Source organism: Chryseobacterium gallinarum (assembly GCF_001021975.1).
In the GTDB taxonomy this organism is placed as follows: Bacteria; Bacteroidota; Bacteroidia; order Flavobacteriales; family Weeksellaceae; genus Chryseobacterium; species Chryseobacterium gallinarum.
Window position 1 is genome coordinate 565,318 of the sequence record NZ_CP009928.1, and the last position, 26,449, is coordinate 591,766.

The following is a 26,449-nucleotide window of genomic DNA, read 5'->3' on the forward strand; positions in this document are numbered from 1 at the left end:
TTATTTTTAATGCATTTTTCTAAAATAATCTGTATTATACCAAATACCTTTATATGGATCAAATAAGTCAGGGTATCCCCCAATTGACTGGTACATTAATACTATTCCAAGGATATATACAATTATTAAAAACAGAAACTTGTTTGTTGGTTTTTTCAGAATAATAAAAATAGAAGAAATTAACAAGCACTCCATGAGATTAAAATATAAACTTCCTCTACTTACCATTACAGTTAATGAATTGGAGAAAAATAAATAAATTAAAATTCCAACCCAATATCCATTAAAGAATAAATTATAGTTTTTAAACCGGGGAATGAGCTTTTCTCTGAGAGCAAAAAAAAGAAAGAAAAATAAAAGTCTTTTAAACGCTCCCATAACAGTTAATCCATAGGAGGCTGCATCAGACTTAGCACTGCTTAAATAGTCTTCAGTTTTAGTCATAAAATGATCACTAAGAGCCCCTAACGAACCAAAGACTTTTAAAGGGATTGGTGAGATACCAAAAGCAAAGGCAAGCAAGATACCTAAAATAATAGTTATCTTTGAAAGATACCTATTTAAAAAGAAGTAAACACTTCCCAAATAAGCTGTTGCATGAAAACTAAAACTGCTTATCAATAATATAATAAACTTTTTCTTGTTTTCATTAAGTAAAAAGCTTATTCCAAAAAGCAAGAAAACAACACCTAATAATTGTCTGTTTGAGCCTACAAAACCCAGATTTGATAAAAAGTAGTAAAAAAAAGCGGTTTGTGGATAGGGTACAATCTTTTTAAATGAAGTAATTAATAATCCATAAAAAATAATCGCATGGATAAACAAAAAGACTGAGTAATTATCTGTAACAGATCTTACAAGCCAGGTTAAAATTCCGTAACCAATTTCAGTACTCCATATTTCAAGTACATCATCTATCGACTTAGATTCGTGGAACAAATATTCATAAACAAACCAATCCGTTCCTGTATACCACCGACCACCAATAATTAAAACGGCCCCTAAAAATGAAACAAATAGAAATACGTTTTTTAGTTTTCCTTTTGTTAATTTAAAAATTTCTAAAAAGGAAAATATAAAAAGAATTATTGAAAATATAATATAAACCTCCATTAAACTCCTAGTAAATCAAACAATTGTTTCATCCTTATATCATAAGTGTGGTTCTGCAGAAAATGTTTTTTCTGTATATCAGCCAATGTGTGTCTTTCTTCTTGATGATTCAAATAATATTTAATCAATTCGATAGATTCATCAATTGTATTGAAAGTAAATTTTTCACGAGGAATAATTGAGTATTCTTCTAATGTAGGTTTATAATCACAAATCTGAAAAGCACCAATACCGGCAATTTCAAAAAATTTAGCATTCACGGACTGAACTTCAGCATAATGAAAATTATTAAATACAATCTTGGATCCTAACAGAACTTCAGCTTTCCTACTTCCGGTAATAAATTCATTTTGAAATTTGGCATTTATTTTATTCAGAGGAAATCTTCTGTCTGGTGTTCCAAAAAGTTTAACATTTATTTTTGCATCAATCAATTTTTCCACCATTCTGGCTCTGTAGGGATACATTGTTCCAAAGCACACGACATCAATATTTATTCTTTCTTCTAAGTCTTTTTTACTTTTAACATCGAAATTATGTACCCGCTCATTAAATGCTTCAGGAAAATAAAAAGTATTTAGTCCCATTTTATTTTTCATAAAATTTATCATAAACGGATCCTTTGTAAAATAAGCATCATATGGAGATATAAAAATCTGCTGATGTTCTAAAGTTGTTAATTGATCCGGATTGATATGTATTACCAATGTGCTTTTAAGCTGCTTTTTGATAAATTCTATACATTTTGGATGGATAAACCTATATGTACAAATAACTAAATCAGGAGTTTCGTCTACAATACGCTTTGCTATTTTTCCAAACACATATTCATCGTATTTAATAAATAACTTTCTTCCCCAATAATTATAACGATAAGGAATTTTCACCACATCTTTAATATCAATGTGGAAAATCTGATGCCCTAAATGTTTAAGTGAATCATGAATATGAAACTCTAAGCTATCATAATCCTTACTTCCTAATATTGCTATTTTCATAAATTAATATTTCTTAATTATATCTGTGATATACTTTAAATTTTCTGTAAACCTATATTTATAATTAAAAATACTCAAAAGTAACTTACTAATATCCAGTATTTTAAACTTATAATAATCTTTAGGGAAATTTTTCTTAGCATAGTAAACTCTACTTGTATGGACAATTATTCTTTTAAAATTTGAAATCTTCTTTTTTTCAGTAAAAGAACCTCCCTCTAAGTGAATTATTTTCGTACCAGTAAAAATATAGTTTTTATATTGAGATCTGGAAATTATGAGTTGTAAATCACTTTCTTCATAATACATAAAATAGTTAGGATCAAAACCTGATACTGTATCAAATAAAGCTTTTCGCATGAACATATCAGCACCTAGGACATATTCAACTTCAAAGTATTCTTGGTTAAGATTGTAGTCAGTTGTACTATTTTCTATAAATTTGCCTACAATAGGGATACTTTTTATAATTTCCCGGTTGAAAGACGCTACACTGGGGAAGGTGCTCCCAAAACCATTAACTTCATTATTCTCATCGATCATCAAACATCCTAAAACCCCAATATTCAAATCATTTTCATTCTTATTAAAAAAATCTAATATTTTAAATAAAGAATTTTCAACAAAAACAGTATCTGAATTAAGAAAAAAAAGATATTCTCCTTTTGCTAATGAAGCTCCCAAATTATTAGCTCTACCAAAACCTAAATTTTCAGCAGCCTCAACAATTCTTACATCAGGAAATTTTTCTCGTATTTGGGATACTGAATTATCTGAAGATGCATTATCAACAACAATTATTTCAAAATTTATATTTTTTGTATAATTATAAATACTTGCAATGCAATTAATGGTGAGTTGCATTGTATTATAATTAACTATAATTATTGAAATCATTCCTTCTCTAAGTTTATTATTTCTTGTAGGTTAGTTTCTGTTAATTCTGAATAAAATAAGTCTATATTCGCTATGATATCTTTTTTAGATATTTTCAACAGATCAATTTTCTTTCTTTTTTCAATCAAATTTTCGCTTAAACGAAACTTTATTATCTTAGCAGGATTCCCTCCTACAATGCTAAATGGCTCCACACTCTTTGTGACAACACTCCCCGCTGCAATTATTGATCCTTTACCTAATGTTACACCTGAAAGTATTATAACATTACTGCCAATCCAAACTTCATCTTCAACAATAATCGTTCCTTTAGATTGGGCATCATCTTCCGGCGAGTTTTTTATAAACATTGATTTTAGCGGATAAGAAGTAAAAGTACTTAATTGGTGATTACCTCCTAAAACAAATATTACATTACTTGCTATACTGACATAGTTTCCTATTTGCAATCCCTCATGAGAATTTTCATAAGATTCTGTTATAATTTCTCCATATGATTCATTTCCTACTTTAATTATATCAGAATTTTTAACCTTATGGGAAAGCGTTGTAGAATTATGTTTATTATTGAAACGCCATTCTATCTGCCTCTTGGTAGCCCGTAGGTCCGAAATTATTTTCAATCTATATGAATTGATAATTCTCAAGAACTTTATCATATTATTCAATTTATAACTTTTTAGCAATATTTGGCGTCTTTATAAAAAGCCCTGCCATACGTTTCAAGAGTTTTAATTTTCTTGTAAAACCTGGAATTTTAAAAAATAATCTTTTATATGTTTTTAATACAGCAAGCAGTAATTCCGGATTTACTCCCGATGTGTTACTTTCATGAATCCTGTATTTTGAAACTATTTTATCATAAAATAATATTTTATTTTTAGCTGCTGCACTTATATAAAAATATAAATCTTCTGCTCTTAAATCTTCAGGATATTTTCCGATCAGTTTAAAAATATTAACATCAACCATTAAAACAGCTCCGGAAATTGAAAAATTGAAAATAATTTCATCTAAGAGATTTTGTTCATCACGATATTTGTCCTTGTCAGCTTTATGAAAATCTGATAATGCGCTTTGATGGCTTATATTTCCATGACTATCTATAACTTCAGCATCAGATAAAAGAACCATTTTATCACTATTGCGCAGAATATCCACTCTTTCAGCAATTGTATTATTTATAAGGAGATCATCACTGGCAACAAGCACTACATAATCTCCTTTAGCATTTTCTAATAATTCATTAAGAGTAGCGCATAATCCCCTGTTTTCCCTATTTATAAAGGTAATCTTATTATCGGGATTATTTTTAATCCATTCGCGTATAACTTGTACAGAATCATCTTTAGACCCATCATCTATTATAACAATTTCCTTATTGGTATAGGTATCTTTTTTAACGGAATTTAATGTTTCTGTTATAAACCTTGAGTGATTATAGGATGGTATTAATATGCTAACGAGTGGATTCATTTTTTACTATTTTCTATTAATTCTGATTTACAAAAAGGATCATTAATTATTTTCTTTTTATTTTTGATATTAGCTCCTTAACATTAATAATTTTATTTATAGAATATAAAGAAAAAACCATTGTTATCGCAATCAATATACTACCTAAAATATAAGAAACAAGAGTATTATCAATTAACCTTATGCAACAGAGTGCTAAACAAGCAATAGCTAGTTGAATTATAAATACTTTTATAAAATAAGGCTCAAAATAAAAGCCATAAAATTTCTGTGTTACATATAGCATTTGTAATAAATACAAAATGTAGCCTACAATAAATGAAATACCTAACCCTTGTAATCCCCAATAGTAATATCCCACACAATTCATGATGGTAATGTAAAGATTGGCCACAAGTTCACATCTAAAAAATAATTTTGTTGATCCTTTAGCTAAAACAACAAATCCCAACAACCATGAAGCAGTTTTAAAAAAAAATCCTATAGCTGAATATTGTATCATCAGATTGATGGATAAGAATTCTTTACTATATAAAATAATAATAGCAATATTAATAAAGACTATAAAGGCGGTGAGAATTGGACCTAGTATAAGCAAGGCTACATTTCCCTGTTGATTAACAACAGAAATAAATTTTACCTTATCATTTATTACTCCTGATAAACGTGGATAATAATCTGTAGCCATTGCAGTAAAAATAATCCCTACATAAGAATTGAGAATTCCAAAACCTGCATTGTAAAAACCAACATCGGCTAAACCTCCAACTTTTGTAATAAAAATTCTCATTATATAGGCACATCCGGTTATAATTAAACCACTTAAACTCAAAAAGAAACCCATTTTTAACATAGATTTACCTTTTTCCCAGGTTTCTTTTTTTGAAACCTGTGGCAGAACTAATTTGAGCTTACCGTAAAAAAATTGGGTAATTACTAATGTACAACAGGAAATTACGATCATCCCTGGAACGATTCCCTTTAATCCGTAAAAATAATATAAGGGTAAGGTGATTATTAATGAAACAATTGAGCTTACCATATTAGCTGAAGCCAGCCATTTTAGCTGTCTTGTTCCCTGTAATACGGCATCTTTTCCTAAAGTAAGTTGGCCCAAAAACAAGGTACTTGATAATAGAATAAATGACCAGGTATATTCATAATTATTAAAAGTAAGCTTGGATAAAAGAGGTGATAAAACTAAAGTTAGGACGGTACCTAAAAGACCTGTTATCCAAACTAATTTATTTAAAATAGCGGAAATTTTTAATAGCTCTTCGTTCTTTTTGCTCTCATGGGCAGCTGCAATATCTTTAACACTACTAACTCCTAAGCCAAAAGAGGTTAAAGAAGACATTAATGTAACTGTTGATAATAATAATCCAGCGATTCCCATTCCTGTTGGGCCTAACAATACAGCAATGAATTTGGAACGGATGATAGAAATTAGGATATTAAAAACCTGCACCCCTCCAAAAATTGAAGTAGCTTTAAAAATCTGTTTATATGATGATTTGTCTTCTGACATTAAAATGCATTAAGAACACTTATTACTTTATTCACGTCATCACTACTCATGACCGGGCTTATTGGAAGGCTTAACACCTCTTCATGAATTTTCTCGGAAATGGGGAATGATAATCCTTCCCATTCTTTATACGCTTCCTGTTTATGGGGAGGAATTGGATAATGAATAATGGTTTGAATACCATTTTCTAATAAATATTCTTGTAAAAGGTTTCTGTTTTCTGTTCTTATAACAAAAAGATGCCAAACGTGCTCCTCTTTATTCGAAGGAAAGTCAGGCAAAATAATCTTTGGATTCTGGATATCAGAAACATATCTTTGGGCAATACTTCTCCTTATTTCATTCTCAACATCAATATATTGTAGCTTCACATCTAAAACAGCGGCTTGAATCTCATCTAGTCTGCTATTTAAGCCCTTATAAATATTCACATATTTCTTATTAGACCCATAATTAGCTATTGCTCTGACAGTTACAGCAAGATCATCATCATTTGTTGTCACTGCGCCAGCATCTCCTAAAGCACCAAGATTTTTCCCAGGATAAAAACTAAAGCCTGAAGCATCCCCTAAATTTCCTGTTTTGGTATCCTCCCATTTTGCACCAATAGCCTGTGCATTATCTTCAATAATTTTTAGGCTGTGTTTCTTTGCAATATCTTTTAATTTTGATGAATAAACTACCCGACCATACAAGTGAACAATTAAAATCCCTTTGGTTCTTTCAGTAATTTTCTCTTCAATCTTGTCAATATCAATGTTATAAGTATCTATTGAAGGTTCTATAAGAACAGGAATTAAACCATTATCCGAAATAGCTAAAATAGAGGCAATATAAGTATTAGAAGGCACTAAAATTTCATCGCCTTGTTTCATAATGCCAAGTTCGATGTACCCTCTTAAAATTAAACGAAGTGCATCTAGGCCATTTGCAACGCCAATTGCATGCTTCACACCAATATATTGAGCCAGATTATTTTCAAAGGCTTTTAGTTCATTACCTTGTAAATACCATCCTGAACGGAATGCATTAAGCATTCTATTTTCAATTTCGGCTTGATGAGCCAGATTTATTTTTTGTAAATCTAAGAATTTAATCATTTTTCGTATTTTTTTAAGAATAAGTAATTACACCATTCTGATCAATTGTTCCTTTCTGTTTTGCCGGATTACCAAACCATACGGTATTCGGAGGTATGTTTTTAGTAACAACACTTCCTGCACCTATCATTGCATTTTCACCAATAACATTTCCAGCTATAATTGTAGAATTAGCTCCAACAGAAGCTCCTTTTTTGATGAATGTCTTCTCAAATGCTTTCGGATATTGTTTTGAACGGGGAACTAAATCATTAGTAAAAGTTACATTTGGGCCTATAAAAACATTATCTTCTAATGTAATTCCATCCCAAATTTGAACTCCAGATTTTATAGTAACATTATTTCCGATAACCACATCATTTTCAATAAATACGTGGCAATTAATATTACAATTTTCCCCAATTCTTGCGCCTGAAAAAATTACAGAAAATTGCCAAACCGAAGTGTTATCCCCTATATTTTCGGACTGAACATCTGAGAGAGGGTGAATTTTAACCATTTGTTCTATAATTTAAAAAATCGTTATAATTTCTAATATAATCCTCTTCAGTGTACTCAATAGAGGCAAGTACAAGGCAAATACTCCCACTAGAAAAATCTTTCATTTCACGCCAGATACCCGGCTTAATATATAAAGCTTTATTAGGGTGATTTAAAAAAAATTCTTTTTTATTTTCACCATCATCTAAAAGAAATTTAAACGACCCACTTGCCGCAACAATATATTGATGAAGCTCATAGTGTGCATGGCCTCCCCGCTCTGCCCCCATTGGAACATCATATAAGTAATATATTCTCCTAATATCAAAAGGAATATTTTTTTTATTTTCAAGCACTGTAATGTTACCGGATTCGTTGTGAACAATAGGCAAATCAATTATTTCACAATCAAATACTGATGCTTTTTTATACCTCTCCATTGACTAAGTTTTTAAATTCAACAAAATCTCTTATATAATCGCTATCATCAAATAATCTGTCTGACACAATTAAAGCCAATGAATTAGTCGAAAAATTTTCTAATTTCCTCCAATACATATTAGGAATATATAGTCCATAATATGATCTATTCAAAGAGAATCTCTGTTCTGAAATTCCATTATGAATAATAACATCAAAACTTCCGGAAAGAGCTATAATAAACTCTTGCTGTTCTTTAAAAGCATGGCCGCCCCTGGTCTCTCCTCCTGGGACATCATATAGCCAATACGTTCGGGCAATTTTAAAAGGAAGCTGATTATCTCCCTCAAAAAAAGATAAATTACCCCTTTTGTCTATAATCTTTGGAAGATTGATAATTTTTGCCTCCATATTATTTCAATTTTTGATTTTCTATGGTTTCATAAATATCTTTTACTTTTTGAGCTTTTTCTCTTTTCAGAACTAAAATAGCATCATGTGTAACAACCAGAATGCTTTTTTTGATCCCTAAAAATTCTGTATGAATATTTGTTCCTATCACCATATTACCATGCTCATCTGTTGAATGACCATTGATTTTTAAATAGTTGTACAGAGATTCAAAAGATCCCATGTCCGACCATTTAAAATTTGATTTAACAACCTTAAGCCGATCTGTCTTTTCCATTACTGCATAATCTACAGATATGGACGGAATGTCCATACTCTCTTCAAGAGGAAGGCTATCTCCGTTTTTTGCATTAAAAGCAATTTCTGATTTTGCATAAACATCAGGCTGATACTTTTTAAGTTCTTCTAAAAAAATTCCGGCTTTAAAACAAAACATCCCAGAATTCCATAAAAAATTCCCATTCAATATAAACTCCTGAGCGGTTTCTTTGTTAGGTTTTTCTCTGAATCCTAATACATTATTTCCTTTTACCTGAATATAGCCAAACCCAGTTTCAGGCTTAGTTGGAATTAATCCAAAGGTGACAATTGAATCTTTTTTTGCCAGATTAATTGCCTCATTAACAGATCTTTCATATTCATCTTCATCTTCTATCAAATGATCTGATGGTGTAATGAGCAAAATATCATCTCTATCAGCAGAAAATGCAGCAAAAGCAATTGCTGCAGCAGTATTTCTTGGTGATGCTTCTATTATCTGACCATACCGGTCTATATTAATCTCTTTTAAGGCCTCAGAAGACAATTCAAAATTGTCTGTATTACCTATTACAATTAAATTATCACATAGGTTAATATTTCTAATAGCTGTTAACTGAAAAAGGGATTTATCTCCAAAAATATTCAGATATTGTTTAGGCCTGTGCTTTCTGGATAAAGGCCAAAGTCTGCTACCAACTCCTCCTGAAAGTATTACATTAATAATTTTATGCATTACAATCTCTCTTTAATTTTTTCCAGCCAGTTTTTTTCCTTAGCTGAGTAACCATAACCATATTTATTCCCATATCCATAATAATTTTTATCTACATCATTAAGAACAAAACCAACATTTTTAATTTTATGACTATCAATATTGCTATTGGCAAATTCAATAAGAGATTTCTCTGTGTATCTAGACCTTGTAACATATACTGTAGCATCTGCCAAATCTGCAAATAAGAACGTATCTGTAACTAATAACAAAGGAGCCGTATCTATAATGATATAGTCATATTTAGTTTTCAAATCATCTAATAGCTTTTCATATCTTCCATTGCTCAGTAGATCTGTAGGATTTGGAGGAATCATTCCTGAATAAATTACATCGCAATGCGGATTGAATGAAGTGACATGTATTATATCTTCTAATTTTGTCTGATCTGAATACAAATATTCGGTAAGACCCACCAGACCTCTTCGAGCAGTATTATAACGCTGAAGCTGAGGATTACGTATATCAGAACCAATAATGATCACTTTTTTATTAGGAGTTGCCAGGGTTAAAGCCAAATTAACAGAAATAAAGGTTTTTCCTTCTCCTTTTACTGTAGAAGTAACAAAAACAACCTTTCCTTTATCCTTTTTAGGTAATAGAAAGTTCATATTTGTAATTAAAATACGAAAAGCCTCTGCCATTGGTGAAATATCGTTAACCTGTACGATATCCGGTTCCCCTTTTAAAACACTTGGTAATTCTCCTAATACAGGGGCATGAGAAAGCCTTTCCAGATCATGTTTACTTTTGACTTTATTGTTAAGTATTTCTTTAAGGTAAATAAAAGCAAAAGGTAGAATAAGTCCAAATACCAACGCGCCTCCCAGAAAAAGCATTTTTTTAGGAGCAACAGGACCAGGAGATGCATAAGCATAGTCTATAATTCTAGCCTTACTTGCTGTAACTGCTAGCGAAATTGCTGTTTCTTCTCTTTTTTGCAGAAGAAGCAAATACAAATTCTCTTTGATTTGCTGCTGTCTTTCTATACTCCTGAACATTTTTTCCTGAACAGGAATTTTGGTGATTTTTGAACTGATTTTGTCCTGTTCACCCTGATATTGATTTTTAGCTAGTTGCAATCCTGTTCTACTTTTCACCAAGTTTTCCAATACGGAACTTCTGAGTGAAGTGATTTGTTTATTAAGATCAATGATTATAGGGTTTTGCGGCGTAGCATTTTCAAGCAATCTGTTTCTTTCTAAAACGAGCTGATTATAGGCTGTAATATTTGCAGATGCAGTTGGATTATTTAAACCTACATTAGCAGGCAAAATCTGAGTACTGCCCTGTCTTCCCATAAAATCAATCAAAGCATTGGTTAACTCAAGTTGTGATTCCAAATCAAGCTGTTTAGCTCTTGCCCCAGCAGAAGTTTCAAGATTAATCTTAGCTTCTGTAGTCAAGTCAGTAATTTGATTACTGGACTTGAAACGTTCCTTTTCGTTTTCAACCTGTCCCAGTTCTTTTGATATAATATTTATTCTATCATCAATAAAGTCTTTGGTTTTTTGCGACTCTGAATTTTTATCATTAATCGCATCATTGTTATATACTTTCACCAAAGTATTAACGATATCTTTGGCTTTATCTATATTGGGGTATTTTAATGATAATCCTATAACTGTTGCATCCTTATTGACTAAGCTTACATTTACTATTTTTTGAAAATAATTCACTGCATCTTCCAAGGGGGCATAAGTAAAATACATATTACTCACATCTGCAGACTTAGGCTTATATGATTTATTCCTGATAATTAATAAATTTGCGTAAGGAAGACTAATCATTTTATTGAACTGTGCCTTAATTTCCGGGAAATTATCACTTGTTAAAACAATAGTCTGTCCGGAAATTTTAATGCCCACAGGATTGATTTTTTCTGCATAATCTTTTTCATTGATAACCTGGATAATTATCGGTGAAGTATCTTTATAAAGTTCTTTATCATTTATCTTAGCTTTTGTATATATTGAGGTCTGCAGATTATTCTGCTTTACAACTTCATACATAAGTTTTTTAGATTTGAAAATCTCAATCTCATTATCAATGCTATTCGTTCCCATCCCACCAAATCCGGACAAATCCTTTAAAACGCCAAAATCTCCACTTACGGGAGAATTTTTTTGGGCATCTTTTATCAATACTGATGACTGAATATTGTATATAGGAGTTACAAATTTTAAATAAAAGTAAGTTGCCACTAAACATATGAGTGGAACAATAATAAACCATACCCAGTTTCTTAAATAGGGTTTTATAATTTCCTGGATATTAATTTCTTTTTCTGATTCGTCAATAACTGGATTATCCATTATTTAGTTTTAAATTTTACAATTTTTTATGTTGTTATATTTAACAACAGGTTTTAATTAGTTTTTATAATCAAAATATTAGAGCCTTGCATCTACCAAACTTCTATCCACACAGGCTTTCGTATCAAAAATAACACTATCTTCTTTTTTCAATTTCTCAAAATCTAAGGTGAGAAATTCTTTATGAGATACTGCAATGATAATAGAGTCATATTTTTTATTTTCCGGAAGCTGATCAAGAATATCAACTCCGAATTCATGTTTGACTTCTATTTTATTGGCCCATGGATCAAAAATATCGACTTCAATTCCATAATCTACCAATTCATTATAAATATCTATTACTTTTGTATTTCTGACATCGGGACAGTTCTCTTTAAAAGTTATCCCAAGAATCAAAGCCTGTGAATTCTTGATAATATTACTTTTGGCTATTAATAATTTTACCACTTTGGAGGCTATAAATTTTGCGATAGAATCATTCACTCTTCTCCCTGATAAAATAACATCCGGATGATATCCCAATTGCTCAGCTTTATGAGCTAAATAATAAGGATCTACAGAAATACAATGTCCGCCGACTAAACCTGGCTTATATTTTAAGAAATTATATTTTGTTCCTGCTGCCTCAAGAACGTCATTAGTATCAATTCCCATTCTGTCAAATATTAAAGCCAGCTCATTCACAAAAGATATATTTACATCTCTTTGGGCATTCTCAATAGCTTTAGAAGCCTCAGCAACTTTAATACTAGGCGCTTTGTGAGTTCCTGCTATAATAATCTTTTTATATAAATTGTCTACCTCATTTGCTACTTCACAGGTGGATCCTGATGTTACCTTTTTTACACTTGTCAAAGTGTTTATTTTATCTCCCGGATTAATTCTTTCAGGAGAATATCCTACATAAAAATCTTTATTAAATTGTAATCCAGAATATTTCTCTAAAATAGGAACGCATTCTTCTTCAGTACATCCCGGAAAAACAGTAGATTCATAAATTATAATATCTCCTTTTTTAATAACTTCCCCTAACATTTTAGAAGCTGACAGTAAAGGTTTTAAATCTGGAGCATTATATTTATCTATAGGGGTCGGAACTGTTACTATAAATATATTGCAATCTGAAATTTCGTGTAAGTCATTTGTTCCTTTATATCCAATTTTCCCATCTGACTTTTTATAATGATTTAATCTCTCATTTAATTTTTCAGTATCTGCTTCTAATGTTATATCATAACCGTTATTAAGCTGATTAATTCTTTCTGCATTAATATCAAAACCTAGAACAGGATAATGTTCTGCGAACTCTAATGACAAAGGTAGCCCTACATATCCTTGTCCAATAACAGCTATTCTATATGATTTCATTCTTTTGTGATTCTATTAAAAATTAAGAATTTTGTAAATATAATGGGAACGTATAATTAATTTTTATTTTTTAAATAAACTTATAACAACAGCAATAGCTGTAACTCCAATAGAGATGGCTGTCAGATAAAGTCCTGTATTGGGATTCTGCTTAGCTGTTAAATCCCTTGATTTATTTGATGAAACAATAATAGCGTCTCCTTGTTTTAAATGATAGTATGGAGAATTAATCAGGTTGGCATCCTGTAAATTAACTCTACCATGAGTAACGGTACCATTTTCAGTTCTTATTACCAAAACATCTGTTCTTTTACCATACATTGTCAGATCTCCAGCAAGTCCCAATGCATTCAGAATTGTTGCCTGTCCATTAGCAATTGTATAATCTCCCTGTTTGTTTACTTCACCTAAAACCGTAACTTTAAAATTAGCAAGCCTTACACTTATTGTTGGATTAATAACATATTGGCTTATTTTATCTTTTAATTCATCTTTAAACTCTACCAAAGATTTCCCTGTTGTATTTAAAGAACCAATAACCGGGAAATCTATGTTTCCATTACTATCCACAATGTATGTAGGTCCTGATATAGTAGAAGTCCCTTGTCCGGGCGTATTTCCCCCGGCAAAATTATTTCCATTAATTACTTCAGAAGAAGAATAATTTTGATTAAACGGCTTTACAACGTCCATATCTTTTGCTGTGATCATAATGACCAATTGATCACCCGTCTGTATTGTATTACCAGAATTCTTGGCAGATGATTCAATAGCAATTTGCTCTATATTTTGCATATAGTTTAAATCATTCTGAGCATTCTGATTAGTTTTACAAGAAACCAGCAAAAAAGCTAGTGATATGGCTAATATTTTACCTTTCATTGTATTTTAAAAATTGTACAAATATACATTTATTATTTTTCTATTTGTCCAGTGCTTCGTAAATGGAATTATTACTTCTGAATTCCGGAACAATTGTTTTCAATATTCTTACGACCTCTACTTTTTCTTTTTTTATAGAAGCTTCTGTAATTTGATTAACGAGATTATCTATTTCTGAAAAAGACATTGTAGGGTCTTTAGAAACCATAATTTTCTCGTTATGAGTAGGAAGTGTTTTCGCATTATCGCTTAGTAACTCTTCATACAGTTTCTCTCCTGGTCTTAAACCAGTATAAATAATTTTGATATCTATATTAGGTTCAAAGCCTGATAGCTTTATCATTCTTCTTGCCAGGTCTAAAATTTTCACAGGTTCCCCCATATCAAAAACAAAAATTTCCCCACCTGTTCCCATAGTCCCGGCCTGTAAAACTAATTCACAGGCTTCCGGTATGGTCATAAAATACCGAACAATATCCGGATGAGTAATGGTAACCGGTCCTCCTGCTTCAATTTGTTTTTTGAAATAGGGAATAACAGAACCGTTAGACCCTAATACATTTCCAAATCTGGTAGTAATAAATTTAGTAGTATTTCCTTCTACATGTTGTAATGATTGAACAAATAATTCCGCAGCCCGTTTAGAAGCTCCCATTACGTTCGTAGGGTTTACCGCCTTATCTGTAGAAACCATCACAAATCTGTTAACTTTGTATCGGCTAGACAAAAGAGCAATATTTTTCGATCCTAAAACATTGACACGTATTGCTTCATTAGGATTCTCTTCAACCAATGGAACATGTTTATAGGCTGCTGCATGATAAACCATTGAAAAATTATAGGTCTGAAATAAAGGTTCTACTCTATGTATATTGGATACATCTGCCAAAACAAACTTAAACCTGATATGAGGAAACTTGTCTTTCATTTCAAGCTCAATATCATATAATGGTGTTTCAGCCTGATCTAATACTACAATTAGTGAGGGTGTAAATTGTGCAACCTGTCTTACGATCTCACTTCCAATAGAGCCCGCTCCACCTGTTACTAATACAGTTTTGCCATAATGACGGCTTTTAACCTCTTCATTTTCTATTTTTATTGGTTTTCTATTCAACAAATCTTCAATCTGAAGATTTCTGATTGAACCTCCCAGATCACTATCTCTTAATTTTTGCACGGAAGGTGCTTTAAAGATATTAAGATCCTTTTCTAAAAATAAATTGACCCAGGAATTCATTTCATCTTTAGCCATCATTTCCTTGACAATGATAATACCATCAACAACGAGATCCTCTTTAGTACTACGCTCAATTTTTTCTTTAGCATAAATTGGCTTCCCAAGAAGTGAAGCCCTTTTAGAATCTGTTCTTTGTGTCAGAAATCCTACAACCTGATATGGCAGATTCGGGTTATCCAGAATGGCTCTTGCTATGGCAATAGATTGCTCGTCTATTCCTAATACCAGAATTCTTTTTTTCAATGCACTTCTTCTATATTCCCTTACGATATGGAAAAACTCTTTAACATATAATCTAAAGAGAAATAATCCCATAAAGGAAATGACAAAATATAGTACAAGATAAGGTGTAAGAATAAACTTTCCTCCGGTGATCCAGAAATATACAATGTTTATTGTGCCAATAACAAACATAGTACAAAAACAAGAAACAAAAAGTTTAAACAGGTCTATAAAAGTAGAGTGTCTGATAATTCCGGCGTATGTCTTGAACACATACATAAAAATGGTATTTATCAATATAATAAAAGCAAAAATGATACTTTTGTCATTATGATAAATAAATTCCCTTTGGGTAATTTTTTCTATGATATAAGTTGATAGGAATAAAGATATAACCAGAATAATAATATCTATTACAAGTATTATCCATCTAGGCAAATATCTTACGTCTGAGAGATTGACAACATTATCTCCTCCAAATATTTTTTTTCTAAGAGAATTGTACATTGTCTTTATTTGTATTCATATTTATATTTTGGTACAAGATTAAAATGGCCTTAAAAGCAAATGCAAAATTAAAATAAAATTCTTTCTATCGTTTTAAAATTAAAAATAATTTAAATTTTAATTTTCATCAAAATATCCATTATTTTATCCTTGTCTTCATCAGTTAAATCAGACCCTGACGGTAAACATAACCCACTACCAAAAAGCGTACCAGAGAGATCCCTTCCAAAGAATTTATATTTCTTATATAACGGCTGAAAGTGCATAGGCTTCCATAAATATCTGGTTTCTATATTATTTTCAGAAAATATTTTCTTTAACTTTTCTTTTGTTATTATACAATTATTTCCTTCAATGGTGACTGTATTAAGCCAGTAATTGGAAAAGAAATCTTCATTAGGTTCTTCAAAAAGTTTTATTTCATCAAAATCCTTAAGAACAGATTGATAAAAATCATGATTATTCCTCCTTCTTTGAATTCTGTCTTCCAGAACTTCCAATTGTCCTATTCCTATCCCGGCAGAAATATTGCTCATTCTGTAATTATAGCCTATTTCTGAATGATGATAATAATCTTTATTTTCTTTTGCCTGGGTAGCAAGATAAAGTGCCCTGGTTTTGTCAAATGAGGTTCGGGAGATCAGAATTCCTCCTCCGGAAGTGGTAATGATCTTATTTCCATTAAAACTGATGATGGAGAGGTCTCCAAAAGTACCGCAAAGCTTGTTTTTGTATTGGCTTCCCAGAGCTTCCGCACTATCTTCAATAATTGGTATCTCATACCGTCTTGATATTTCAAGAATCTCATCCACCATAAATGGCATTCCATATAGAGAAACAGTGATGATTGCTTTAGGCTTTTTTCCCTGTTGTAAACAATATTTAACAGCGTCTTCCAAAGCATTCGGGCACATGTTCCAGGTAGATGCTTCACTATCAATAAAAACAGGTATTGCTTTTTCGTAAAGAATGGGATTGGCAGAGGCAACAAAAGTGAAGGACTGGCAAATAACAAAATCATTTTCTCCGACATTCAATAACTTCAAAGCCAGATGTATTGCAGCTGTACCGGAAGATAAGGCTGTAACAAAAGAGTTGCTTCCCAGATAGTCTTCAATTTTTTTTTCAAACTCATCAATATTCAAACCATACTGGGAAATCCAGTTTGAATCAAATGCGTCCTGTATATATTTCAACTCATTTCCTCCCATGTGAGGAGGGGACAACCAAATTTTCTTTTCTTCCAATCTGTATGTGTTTAGAATTTTTAAATGATCAGTCAAAAATATCATTTATTTTCTCATATTCAAAGCCTCTGCTTATCAAATATTTTATCGTTTTCGATTTTTTCTGATATTCTTTAAGTCCTTTCTGTTTGGAAGAATAATCCTCATAGATCCTCACAATGGTTTTCCTGTAATCATCCTCATCTATTTCATCAAAACAGGAGCTGATCATTTTCTCTGAAATCTGTTTTTGTCTGAGATGCATTTTTATCTTAGTCTTACCCCAATGCTTGATATAAAATTTCCCCCTGATATAGCTCCGGGTAAAACGTTCTTCATTTAAATAATTTTCCTTCATCAGATAAAGCAAAATTTCTTCCTTTGCTTCATCAATCAGCAGAAACTCTTTCATTTTCTGCTCCACTTCTGCATGACAACGATCCTGGTAAACACAGTAGTTCACCAGTTTCTGCTTAATCTCATCAAATGTAAATGATTTCTTTTCCATGTGGATAAAAAAAGAATGAGCCAAGGCTCATTCTCTATATAATATAGTAATGAATATTAGTAGTTAAATAATGCTTTTCCTTCCATCAACTCATTAACTTTCTTTTTTACAGAAGCAAGTACTTCTTCATTTTTGATGTTATCTACTACTTCAGAGATCAACCCTGCAATGGTATCCATATCATTTTCTTTAAGACCTCTTGTTGTAATGGCAGCAGTTCCTAATCTGATCCCTGATGTTGTAAACGGCGACTTATCATCAAAAGGAACCATATTTTTGTTACACGTAATATCAGCAAGAACCAGTGCTTTTTCTGTTTCTTTACCATTTACCCCTTTGTTTCTAAGGTCTACAAGCATCAGGTGATTATCGGTACCACCGCTCACGATATCAAAACCTCTGTCAATCATTGCCTTTGATAATGCCTGAGCATTGGACTTAACCTGCTTTGCATACGTTTCGAACTGATGATCCAAAGCCTCCCCAAAAGCCACTGCTTTACCGGCAATTACATGTTCTAGAGGACCACCCTGTATACCAGGAAATACAGCACCATCCAATACCTGACTCATCATTTTAATTTCTCCTTTTGGAGTTTTATGACCGTAGGTATTCTCAAAATCTTTTCCCATCATGATCATACCCCCTCTTGGCCCTCTCAATGTTTTATGGGTAGTGGTTGTCACTACATGACAGTGTTCAAACGGAGAGTTTAATAATCCTTTGGCTACCAAACCTGCCGGGTGAGCAATATCCGCCCAAAGGGTTGCCCCTATTTCATCAGCAATTTCTCTGAATTTAGCGTAATCAAGATCTCTTGAATAGGCTGAAAAACCTGCAATCATCATTTTAGGTTTTTCTCTTAACGCTACTTCCCTCATTTGGTTATAGTCGATAAGACCGGTTTCTCTTTCTACCCCGTAAGAAACTACTTCATATTGAATCCCTGAAAAGTTGACAGCAGAACCATGGGTAAGGTGGCCTCCCATAGAAAGGTCCATTCCCATAATTTTATCTCCCGGTTTCAAAACAGCAAGATAAATGGCAGCATTCGCCTGAGATCCGGAATGTGGCTGAACATTTACATAGTCTACTCCGAAAAGTTCTTTAGCTCTGTTGATTGCCAACGTTTCGACCTCATCTACGACTTCGCATCCCCCGTAATATCTTTTCCCGGGATATCCTTCAGCATATTTATTTGTCAGTACACTTCCCATTGCCTTCATTACATTTTCAGAAACAAAATTTTCTGATGCAATAAGCTCTAATCCGTGGGTTTGTCTTTGTCTTTCCTTTTCAATCAGGTCGAAAATAATATCCATTTTACTTTTAGTTTTTGAAATTTTCCACCCCAAATGTACGGAATTTTCATTGAGATGTTGGTATGGAGAAATATGATTTTAAGTCTGTTTTTTTATAAAAGCGGACTTCTATTATTTATAAAGTTTCATCAGCGATATCTCTCATGTTATAATAATCTATATTACGCATACTAAAAATTTTCTTCTGAAAGCTCCTTATTGACTACTGCTCCGGTAAAATTCCCTTGAGCAACAGCATTAGCAACAGAGCGCATCATTGTCACATTATCTCCACAAGCAAAAACTCCCGGGATGTTGGTTTTCTGCATAAAATCCACTTTAATAAACCCTTGATCAGTCAATTCACAACCTAGATCCGTGACATTAATATTTTGTTCAAAGGAAACTTTTGCGTACAACACCTTTAATGAATGGGCTTTACCACTTTTAAAAATAATCTCCCGAATAAATCCGTTTGTATGTTCAATTCTTTCAATTTCATCTTCAAATACATCTATAGTATTTTTTGCAAGTCTTCCAGTCTGCTCATCTGTTAAAAGGGATCGCCCGTTGGTAAATAAAGCCAGATCTTTAGTCATATTAAAAATCAGCTTTGAAAATTCAAAAGCCATTTCTCCATTGGCAAGAATTCCCGTTTTTTCATTTCTCACTTCGTATCCATGACAATAGGGACAATGTAATACAGAAATTCCCCAACATTCTGAAAAACCGGGGATATCGGGCATTATATCCTTTATTCCTGACGCCAGAATCAGTTTTTTAGCAAAAAATACTTCATTACCTGACGTTTTTACTTCAAAACCGGAAGAGACTTTTTTAATCTCAACAACAGTCCCGTGATGAAACTTAACGGTACTATACTTTTTCACCTGCTCTTTTGCCTCTTCAGCAATAACTCCCGGTGCTTTTCCGTCATGAGTAATGAAGTTATGAGAATAAGGAGTCTGCCTGTTACATGGTTTTCCGTTATCAATAATCAATACATTTCTTAGTGATCTTCCTAAAGCCATGCCTGCCGATAACCCGGAATAGCTTCCTCCTATAATAATGACCTCAAAATTTTTATTTTCCATGTTAAATCAATTTAAGTGACAAAGTTAGTATAAATTTAAATAACGCAACATAATTGCATTAATATTTAACATATAAAAAAGGTTCTTAAACTATAAGTTCAAGAACCGGTTTACTAATTTAAAAGATGTATATAACTTAAAATATCTTCATATTACATGATAATTAAGGATATTGAGGTGCTTTTGCTAATTCCGGATTTAATTCTCCTGTCAACGAACCAAAAAATGCAAATATATTATCTACCTGGTCCGGTGTTAATTCTTTATCCAATTGTATCTTACCCATAATCCTGATTGCTTCTTTTAAATCTTTAACACTTCCATCATGAAAATAAGGAGCGGTCTTAGCAATATTTCTCAACGAAGGAACTTTAAACATATATTTTTCCGCATCATTTTTACTGATATCTGATTTACCAGCGTCTATTTTAGCACTTTTGGTTTCTTTCCAATACTCCTTATACACTCCGAATTTCTGGAAAGAGTTGCCTCCTAATGCAGGACCGGTATGGCAGGTAATACATCCTACATCAATAAAATCCTGAAGACCCTGCTTTTCTTTATCAGTTATGGCTTTATCATCTCCCGCAATATACTTATCAAAACGGGAAGGAGTAATCAGTTTTCTTTCAAAGGCTCCAATAGCTATGGTAAGGTTATTCCAGTTGACAGGATCTTTGTCTTCAGGAAAAGCACTGGCAAACATTTTTCTATATTTTTCGCTGTTCTTAAGCCTTTCAACAGCAAACTTCTCGTCCGGAATACCCATTTCTATAGGGTTCAAAATAGGTTTACCCGCCTGTTCTTCGAGAGTTTTTGCTCTTCCATCCCAAAACTGGGCGGTATGAAGTGCGGCGTTTAAAGTGGAAGGGGAATTTCTTACTCCGATCGTACCCTCGGCATCTCCGGGAGAGAAAGCTTTATTATCAACGCCATAGGTACTCAGGTTATGACATGTATTACAACTTTGAGTCCCGTTTTTAGAAAGAACAGGATCAAAGTATAAAGTTTTTCCTAATTGTACCTTTTCATCCGTTATAGGGCTGATCGGACTGTCTACCCAACCAGGTAAGACCCCAAATATTGCTTTCGCTTTATTTTGCAATTCAGTAAAAACCGGAATTAACGGTATATCAGTTCCTTGCTTATCTTTGTTACCCTTGCATGAAGATAACAAAAAGAGCACAAGTATTAACATTGTGTTTTTCATATCAGTGTGTTTTTACGTAAAATTACAGATAAGAAAAACCAAAGCCAACCTTGACCTTTACTAAACAATAGTTTAATTAAAGAAAAAAACAGCTGTAAAAAGTAAAAATTTACAACAACATCCATTAACAATAAAATACCGTATAAATAATTCAATCATAATCAGATTTCCCAGGTAAATCTTTTTTCTTTAACCTTAAATCTTTTCGATCTAATGGTAGTTAATTATCCGTTAATACCTGCTTTTCAGTTCATTAATTTCATCCTGAATCCTTATATTAATATAGATCTGGCTCCTTTTAATAGCGCAGATATCTGGTACAGCAACAAAAAATCCCGGAAAAAGAATTCCGGGACTCAACAGTTTAAACTTATAGTGTTAGTTTATTATTTTTTCTTTGACTTTTCTTTTAATTCTTCCTTGTCTTTATCGGATGGATTCCAAACTTTTACTTCAGAATCTTTATCAATTCCTGAGCCTGGTAATATCTGAACATTAATTCCGTCACTGGCACCAAGTTTCACGTATACTTTTTTAAATTTCCCGTCTTTTTGTTTTACTTCCACAAAAGGAACATCTTTTCCTTGTTTCTTTTCATACTGAACCAAAGACTCATCCAATAATAATGCATTTTTCTGAGAGCTCAATACAATCTCTCCATTGGCAGAGAATCCAGCCCTGATATATTCATTATTGGGATTTTCCACATTCCCTTCTACAGGAAATTTGATTGTTCCTGCATTATCTTTCCCTTTAGGGGCAATCATTGTTAGCTTGCCCGGGAAAGTTTTATTCTGTAAAGCTCCGATTACAATATTCATATCCATTCCCTGGCTTAGTTTCCCGGCCTGGGCTTCGTCTATTTCTCCTTTAAAAATCAAAGAATTCAAATCAGCTACTGAACAAATAGTTGTTCCGGCGTTAAAGTTATTGGCTTCAATCACCTGACTCCCTACTTTTACAGGTACTTCAAGAACGGTTCCTGAAGCTTTTGAACGGATCTGTGTTGTTGCCAGACCTTGTCCCTGAAGTTCTGGAGTGGCTCCGGTTTTTGCAATCTGCAATCTTTTTTGTGCCGTATTCAGTTGCTGTTGGGCGTTTTTAAGATTCTGCTGTTGCGTAAACAATTGCTGTTGTGAATTGAGGAAATCCTGTTTAGAAATCACACCCTGTTTATAAAGCCTGTCCTGCATATCAAACTGCTTCTGCATATTACTCACATTCATCTGGGCATTATTGATTTGAAGCTGGGCATTCTGAACTTCCTGTTGTGCGGCATTTACTTCAGAAATACTGGGAACAATTCTCACCGTAGCAATCAATTGTCCGATTTCTACCTTATCTCCTTCCTTCACTAAAATTTTATCAATAATTCCTGTAATATTCGGTTTGATTTCAATTTCTTCTTTTGGAACAATTTTTCCTGTAGCCATTACCTTGTCATCCATATTCTGAACATTAGGCTTACGCGTAAGGAAAGCTTCTCCTTCCTGAGAATTCGATTTGATAAGATAGCCAATCCCTGAGAACAATGCCACTGCAAATAAAAGCCCCAACACTATATAAATGGCTTTTTTCCAAGTGAATTTCTTTTTCATATGTATAGTTTATTTTTTATTTTAAGTTTGAAAGATTTAACATTACTCAACCTTTTTGTAGTTGATTTTTCATTTTTAAATTTTTCAAATAATTGTATTTTCAAATTAATTACTCTGTCCTTAACGCTTCAATTGGCCGGATTTTTACGGCTCTTTGTGCGGGAATCATTCCGATCACCAATCCTAAAATAACCATCACTGCCATTGCCGCGAAAACATTCCCATAATTCACCGTCGGATTATAGAAGGGGAAAGAGTCCTGCCCTTGAGTGACAGCATTTAATATCATTAAAACAAAGATCCCGAACATAAACCCCAGTAATCCTGAAGAAAGCGTGATCACTACACTTTCCAATAAAATCTGATTTCTCACCTCAGACGGCTTTGCACCCAGTGCTCTTCTGATACCTATTTCTTTTGTTCTTTCTTTCACGGTAATCAGCAGGATATTCGAGATGGCAATTACCCCGGCAAGAATGGTTAGTGTACCTACAATAATGGTGAGCAGCTGCATTCCGGTAAGGAAACCTGTCAGCTTTTTAAATTCTTTTCCTAAATTGAAACTACCAAAAGCATTGGTATCTTCAGGGGAAATTTTATTTTTAGATTTTAATACCTGTTTTACGTCCTGTTCTACAGAGCCTACGTTAGCATTGGGTTTACTTACAATAGCAAACAGATCAATCTGCTCTCCGGCGTTATACATTTTTGTATATGTTGACAGTGGAATAAACGCTGTCTGATCATTTTCAAAACCTCCTCCTTTCTTTACTCTGAAAACCCCGATTACATTAAAGAAAAGACCTTTGATATTAATAGATTTTCCAATCGGGTTCTCTTTTTTCTTGGAATCAAAAAAGTTTTTATAAATTTCTTCACCAATGACCACTACATTTTTATTTCCGGAAACATCCGCATCATTGATGTAACGCCCGAAAATGAGTTTCTTTTCTGAAATTTTATTTCCTACAGCATAGTCCCCGGTAAGAGAATAGGTGCCGTTTTTACCGTTTCTTGACATCGCTTCCCCCGGAGTCCCGGTAAAACTTCCTCTTGCATTTTGGGGAGAGATATAGTCAATTGCTGTCACTTTTCTTTTCAGCATTTCCATATCAGACAACTGTAAATGGACTTCTCTTCCTTTGGGAAATCCTTCATAGGGAATAGAAGTTTTCTGTGCCCAGAGAAAAATGGAATTGGTAGCGAACCCGGAAAACAGTTTATCAAATCCGTTTTCCATTCCTTTTGCAGCTCCAAGAAGGCTTACATACAAAAACATTCCCCATCCTACCCCAATCATGGTAAGGAATGTCCGAAGTTTATTATTCCTCAATGAATAATAGATCTCCTGCCAAGTATCTTTTTTAAATATGATATTCACCTTTTTGAATTATGAGTTATATAGTATATTCAATCATTCTTCTATTTGTCTTTCTGAACTTTTTTCTTTTATCTTAATTATTCCGTTCTCAACGCCTCTATCGGTTTAATTTTTGAAGCCCTGTATGCAGGAACAAATCCAGCAACCAATCCTGAGAAAATCAGTGCAATAAATGCCATTAATATGGTTCCCCAGCCTACGCTTGGATTTTTAATAAAGAACTGTTCGAGACTGTCTCCAATTAAATTCAAAGCCAAAACACCAATACCAACGCCAACGAATCCTGAAATAACCGTAATCACAACACTTTCCTGAACAATTAACGCTACAATCCCGCGGGGCTTTGCTCCGATGGCTTTCCGCACACCGATTTCTTTGGTTCTTTCTTTTACGATATACACCATAATGTTACTGATCCCGATAATTCCGGCCAGCAATGTTCCCAGACCTATAAAGCCAACTATCGCCGTAAGGACCGCCATAAATGTAAAGGTATCGTTCATGTTTTTTGCATTATTCCAAACGCGTACTCCATTTTCATCATCGGGGGAAACATTCTTTCTTGATTTTAATTTATCTTTTAACTCATCACCATACTTAATGGCTTCCTGAGGGGTCAGCTTATCACTATATGATATATAAGCGATACTTACCGTATCAGATCCTTTTTTCATCTGCTGTAAGGTAGTAATAGGAACTGTGATGTGTCTTTCATCCCAGTCTCCTCCTTCATCTGAAAAAACGCCCACTACCTTAAACATTGTCCCGTTAATGTCCAGCTCTTTTCCTACCGGACTTCCGTTCTTGATCAAATCTCTCTGGACCATTCTTCCGATGACCGCTACATTCTGCTTATTGGTTAGATCCCTGGGAGTAAGATAACGGCCGTCAATGATTGTTCTGTTTTCAATAACCTGTTCGCCCGGCTCTGCTCCATGAACCTGATAAATACCACTCTCTTTTCCGTATTTCACCATTAAACTGGCACTATATCTCGGACTTGAAGAGCCTACTTTTTCTTTATCTGTATTGATCAGGAAATCGTAGTCAGCATTATTCAATGTTACACTCCTGTCAGACTGTAATCCTTTGTAAGCTAAAGTTGTTTTTCCTGTAGTAATGGATATCAGGTTCTTGGCATCTCCTGCAAATCCCTCGGAAAATGCGTTCTGCAGTCCTTTTCCGATCCCGAAAAGCACAATGAAAATAAACAATCCCAGGGCTACCGTAAATCCCGAAAGCACCGTCCGGAGTATATTACTACGGATAGAACTGAATATTTCCTGCCAACGATCTAGGTCAAACATTTTTATTAATATTAAAAGATTGAAAAATTAAAACCTTAAATTTTCAGATTATCTCATTTCAAATTATCAAATTGCCTACAGTACAACCTGCTTGATAAACTCATCACTTTCAATGATACCGTCTTTCAACACAACATTTCTTTTGGTTTGTGCTGCCACATCAGGCTCATGGGTTACTACGATAATTGTTTTTCCTTCATTGTTAATATCCTGAAGGAGCTTCATAATATCATGAGTTGTTTTTGAATCCAGGGCACCGGTGGGCTCATCCGCCAATACTACTTTAGGGTTGGTGATCAAAGCCCTTGCAATTGCCACTCTCTGTTTCTGCCCTCCCGAAAGCTCACTCGGAAGGTGATTCGCCCATTGTGCCAGGCCTACTTTTTCCAGGTACTCCAATGCTTTCTGATTACGTTCTTTCCTGGGTACATTCTGGTAATACAAAGGAAGGGCTACATTTTCTAAAGCTGTTTTATAATTTATCAGGTTAAATGACTGAAAAATAAACCCCAAAAACCGACTTCTGTACTCCGCTGCCTTTACTTCTGAAAGATGCTCAATCGGCACCCCGTCCAATTCATAAGTTCCTGAATCTTTTTCGTCCAGAATACCGATAATATTAAGAAGTGTAGACTTTCCCGAACCGGAACTTCCCATAATAGAAACAAACTCGCCCTCTGAAATATTCAGATTAATCCCCTTAAGAACATGGAGCTTGCTTTTCCCCGTATCGTATGATTTATGTAAATCCTGAATTACTAACATTAAGTGATGTATGTTTTATACCCAATAAGTAGATCTTATTTTCAAATTGTTACAAGATTAAAAATT

24 protein-coding genes are annotated in these 26,449 nt (G+C 33.2%); all 24 read right to left on the bottom strand.

The window, feature by feature from the left end; all coding sequences use genetic code 11:
• Window positions 1-6 precede the first annotated feature (6 nt).
• Window positions 7-1,113, bottom strand: coding sequence for an EpsG family protein (locus tag OK18_RS02605; protein WP_050019964.1), 1,107 nt, complete (start codon window positions 1,111-1,113; stop codon window positions 7-9).
• The gene (locus OK18_RS02610) at window positions 1,113-2,111 is read right to left on the bottom strand and encodes a CgeB family protein (RefSeq protein WP_050019963.1); all 999 of its coding nucleotides are present in this window, start codon (window positions 2,109-2,111) and stop codon (window positions 1,113-1,115) included. The genes OK18_RS02605 and OK18_RS02610 overlap by 1 nt, the downstream gene beginning before the upstream one ends.
• Before the next feature lie 3 nt (window positions 2,112-2,114).
• Window positions 2,115-3,008, bottom strand: coding sequence for a glycosyltransferase family 2 protein (locus tag OK18_RS02615; protein ID WP_053326991.1), 894 nt, complete (start codon window positions 3,006-3,008; stop codon window positions 2,115-2,117).
• A complete protein-coding gene (locus tag OK18_RS02620; protein WP_053329274.1) occupies window positions 3,005-3,631 on the bottom strand; it encodes a CatB-related O-acetyltransferase in 627 nt (208 codons plus the stop codon). The genes OK18_RS02615 and OK18_RS02620 overlap by 4 nt, the downstream gene beginning before the upstream one ends.
• 46 nt (window positions 3,632-3,677) lie before the next feature.
• Window positions 3,678-4,484 (bottom strand): glycosyltransferase, encoded by an 807-nt coding sequence (locus OK18_RS02625; RefSeq protein ID WP_050019959.1) that lies wholly within the window; start codon window positions 4,482-4,484, stop codon window positions 3,678-3,680.
• Window positions 4,485-4,530: 46 nt separating this feature from the next.
• Entirely contained in the window at window positions 4,531-6,012 is a 1,482-nt protein-coding gene (locus tag OK18_RS02630) for an oligosaccharide flippase family protein (RefSeq protein WP_053326992.1), read from the bottom strand.
• The gene (locus tag OK18_RS02635) at window positions 6,012-7,112 is read right to left on the bottom strand and encodes a DegT/DnrJ/EryC1/StrS family aminotransferase (RefSeq protein WP_053326993.1); all 1,101 of its coding nucleotides are present in this window, start codon (window positions 7,110-7,112) and stop codon (window positions 6,012-6,014) included. Before OK18_RS02635 ends, OK18_RS02630 begins: the two co-directional genes overlap by 1 nt.
• Window positions 7,113-7,125: 13 nt before the next feature.
• Window positions 7,126-7,611 (bottom strand): acyltransferase, encoded by a 486-nt coding sequence (locus tag OK18_RS02640; RefSeq protein WP_053326994.1) that lies wholly within the window; start codon window positions 7,609-7,611, stop codon window positions 7,126-7,128.
• Window positions 7,604-8,032 (bottom strand): sugar 3,4-ketoisomerase, encoded by a 429-nt coding sequence (locus tag OK18_RS02645; RefSeq protein WP_053326995.1) that lies wholly within the window; start codon window positions 8,030-8,032, stop codon window positions 7,604-7,606. Before OK18_RS02645 ends, OK18_RS02640 begins: the two co-directional genes overlap by 8 nt.
• Window positions 8,019-8,423 (bottom strand): sugar 3,4-ketoisomerase, encoded by a 405-nt coding sequence (locus OK18_RS02650; protein ID WP_050019953.1) that lies wholly within the window; start codon window positions 8,421-8,423, stop codon window positions 8,019-8,021. Before OK18_RS02650 ends, OK18_RS02645 begins: the two co-directional genes overlap by 14 nt.
• A 1-nt stretch (window position 8,424) precedes the next feature.
• The gene (locus OK18_RS02655) at window positions 8,425-9,417 is read right to left on the bottom strand and encodes a mannose-1-phosphate guanylyltransferase (protein ID WP_053326996.1); all 993 of its coding nucleotides are present in this window, start codon (window positions 9,415-9,417) and stop codon (window positions 8,425-8,427) included.
• Window positions 9,417-11,771: a GumC family protein gene (locus tag OK18_RS02660; protein WP_053326997.1), complete on the bottom strand. Its 2,355-nt coding sequence runs from the start codon at window positions 11,769-11,771 to the stop codon at window positions 9,417-9,419. Before OK18_RS02660 ends, OK18_RS02655 begins: the two co-directional genes overlap by 1 nt.
• 78 nt (window positions 11,772-11,849) lie before the next feature.
• Window positions 11,850-13,142 carry a nucleotide sugar dehydrogenase gene (locus tag OK18_RS02665; RefSeq protein ID WP_053326998.1) on the bottom strand — a complete coding sequence of 431 codons (1,293 nt, stop codon included), beginning with the start codon at window positions 13,140-13,142 and terminating at the stop codon, window positions 11,850-11,852.
• Window positions 13,143-13,205: 63 nt separating this feature from the next.
• Window positions 13,206-14,024, bottom strand: a complete 819-nt coding sequence (locus OK18_RS02670; protein WP_050019951.1) for a polysaccharide biosynthesis/export family protein — start codon at window positions 14,022-14,024, stop codon at window positions 13,206-13,208.
• A gap of 40 nt (window positions 14,025-14,064) precedes the next feature.
• Window positions 14,065-15,993, bottom strand: coding sequence for a polysaccharide biosynthesis protein (locus tag OK18_RS02675; RefSeq protein ID WP_053326999.1), 1,929 nt, complete (start codon window positions 15,991-15,993; stop codon window positions 14,065-14,067).
• 110 nt (window positions 15,994-16,103) lie between these two features.
• Window positions 16,104-17,240, bottom strand: coding sequence for a DegT/DnrJ/EryC1/StrS family aminotransferase (locus tag OK18_RS02680; protein WP_228377681.1), 1,137 nt, complete (start codon window positions 17,238-17,240; stop codon window positions 16,104-16,106).
• A 28-nt stretch (window positions 17,241-17,268) separates the two neighbouring features.
• Window positions 17,269-17,733 carry a regulatory protein RecX gene (locus OK18_RS02685; protein ID WP_394331972.1) on the bottom strand — a complete coding sequence of 155 codons (465 nt, stop codon included), beginning with the start codon at window positions 17,731-17,733 and terminating at the stop codon, window positions 17,269-17,271.
• Between the two features lie 50 nt (window positions 17,734-17,783).
• The gene (glyA, locus tag OK18_RS02690) at window positions 17,784-19,049 is read right to left on the bottom strand and encodes a serine hydroxymethyltransferase (protein WP_050019950.1); all 1,266 of its coding nucleotides are present in this window, start codon (window positions 19,047-19,049) and stop codon (window positions 17,784-17,786) included.
• 170 nt (window positions 19,050-19,219) lie between these two features.
• Window positions 19,220-20,122: an NAD(P)/FAD-dependent oxidoreductase gene (locus tag OK18_RS02695; protein WP_053327001.1), complete on the bottom strand. Its 903-nt coding sequence runs from the start codon at window positions 20,120-20,122 to the stop codon at window positions 19,220-19,222.
• Between the two features lie 163 nt (window positions 20,123-20,285).
• Window positions 20,286-21,332, bottom strand: coding sequence for a cytochrome-c peroxidase (locus OK18_RS02700; protein ID WP_053327002.1), 1,047 nt, complete (start codon window positions 21,330-21,332; stop codon window positions 20,286-20,288).
• 386 nt (window positions 21,333-21,718) lie between these two features.
• Complete coding sequence (locus OK18_RS02705; protein ID WP_050019948.1) at window positions 21,719-22,930, bottom strand: efflux RND transporter periplasmic adaptor subunit; 1,212 nt, start codon at window positions 22,928-22,930, stop codon at window positions 21,719-21,721.
• 109 nt (window positions 22,931-23,039) lie between these two features.
• Entirely contained in the window at window positions 23,040-24,311 is a 1,272-nt protein-coding gene (locus tag OK18_RS02710; RefSeq protein WP_050019947.1) for an ABC transporter permease, read from the bottom strand.
• Between the two features lie 77 nt (window positions 24,312-24,388).
• A complete protein-coding gene (locus OK18_RS02715; RefSeq protein ID WP_053327003.1) occupies window positions 24,389-25,618 on the bottom strand; it encodes an ABC transporter permease in 1,230 nt (409 codons plus the stop codon).
• A gap of 75 nt (window positions 25,619-25,693) precedes the next feature.
• Window positions 25,694-26,383 (bottom strand): ABC transporter ATP-binding protein, encoded by a 690-nt coding sequence (locus tag OK18_RS02720; RefSeq protein WP_050019945.1) that lies wholly within the window; start codon window positions 26,381-26,383, stop codon window positions 25,694-25,696.
• Window positions 26,384-26,449 lie beyond the last annotated feature (66 nt).

Bases quoted from the DNA above. Each gene is read 5' to 3' on its own strand.
- OK18_RS02605 (WP_050019964.1), bottom strand. From the start codon at position 1,113: ATGGAGGTTTATATTATATTTTCAATAATTCTTTTTATATTTTCCTTT.
- OK18_RS02610 (WP_050019963.1), bottom strand. From the start codon at position 2,111: ATGAAAATAGCAATATTAGGAAGTAAGGATTATGATAGCTTAGAGTTT.
- OK18_RS02615 (WP_053326991.1), bottom strand. From the start codon at position 3,008: ATGATTTCAATAATTATAGTTAATTATAATACAATGCAACTCACCATT.
- OK18_RS02625 (WP_050019959.1), bottom strand. From the start codon at position 4,484: ATGAATCCACTCGTTAGCATATTAATACCATCCTATAATCACTCAAGG.
- OK18_RS02630 (WP_053326992.1), bottom strand. From the start codon at position 6,012: ATGTCAGAAGACAAATCATCATATAAACAGATTTTTAAAGCTACTTCA.
- OK18_RS02635 (WP_053326993.1), bottom strand. From the start codon at position 7,112: ATGATTAAATTCTTAGATTTACAAAAAATAAATCTGGCTCATCAAGCC.
- OK18_RS02640 (WP_053326994.1), bottom strand. From the start codon at position 7,611: ATGGTTAAAATTCACCCTCTCTCAGATGTTCAGTCCGAAAATATAGGG.
- OK18_RS02645 (WP_053326995.1), bottom strand. From the start codon at position 8,032: ATGGAGAGGTATAAAAAAGCATCAGTATTTGATTGTGAAATAATTGAT.
- OK18_RS02650 (WP_050019953.1), bottom strand. From the start codon at position 8,423: ATGGAGGCAAAAATTATCAATCTTCCAAAGATTATAGACAAAAGGGGT.
- OK18_RS02655 (WP_053326996.1), bottom strand. From the start codon at position 9,417: ATGCATAAAATTATTAATGTAATACTTTCAGGAGGAGTTGGTAGCAGA.
- OK18_RS02660 (WP_053326997.1), bottom strand. From the start codon at position 11,771: ATGGATAATCCAGTTATTGACGAATCAGAAAAAGAAATTAATATCCAG.
- OK18_RS02665 (WP_053326998.1), bottom strand. From the start codon at position 13,142: ATGAAATCATATAGAATAGCTGTTATTGGACAAGGATATGTAGGGCTA.
- OK18_RS02670 (WP_050019951.1), bottom strand. From the start codon at position 14,024: ATGAAAGGTAAAATATTAGCCATATCACTAGCTTTTTTGCTGGTTTCT.
- OK18_RS02675 (WP_053326999.1), bottom strand. From the start codon at position 15,993: ATGTACAATTCTCTTAGAAAAAAAATATTTGGAGGAGATAATGTTGTC.
- glyA (WP_050019950.1), bottom strand. From the start codon at position 19,049: ATGGATATTATTTTCGACCTGATTGAAAAGGAAAGACAAAGACAAACC.
- OK18_RS02695 (WP_053327001.1), bottom strand. From the start codon at position 20,122: ATGGAAAATAAAAATTTTGAGGTCATTATTATAGGAGGAAGCTATTCC.
- OK18_RS02700 (WP_053327002.1), bottom strand. From the start codon at position 21,332: ATGAAAAACACAATGTTAATACTTGTGCTCTTTTTGTTATCTTCATGC.
- OK18_RS02705 (WP_050019948.1), bottom strand. From the start codon at position 22,930: ATGAAAAAGAAATTCACTTGGAAAAAAGCCATTTATATAGTGTTGGGG.
- OK18_RS02715 (WP_053327003.1), bottom strand. From the start codon at position 25,618: ATGTTTGACCTAGATCGTTGGCAGGAAATATTCAGTTCTATCCGTAGT.
- OK18_RS02720 (WP_050019945.1), bottom strand. From the start codon at position 26,383: ATGTTAGTAATTCAGGATTTACATAAATCATACGATACGGGGAAAAGC.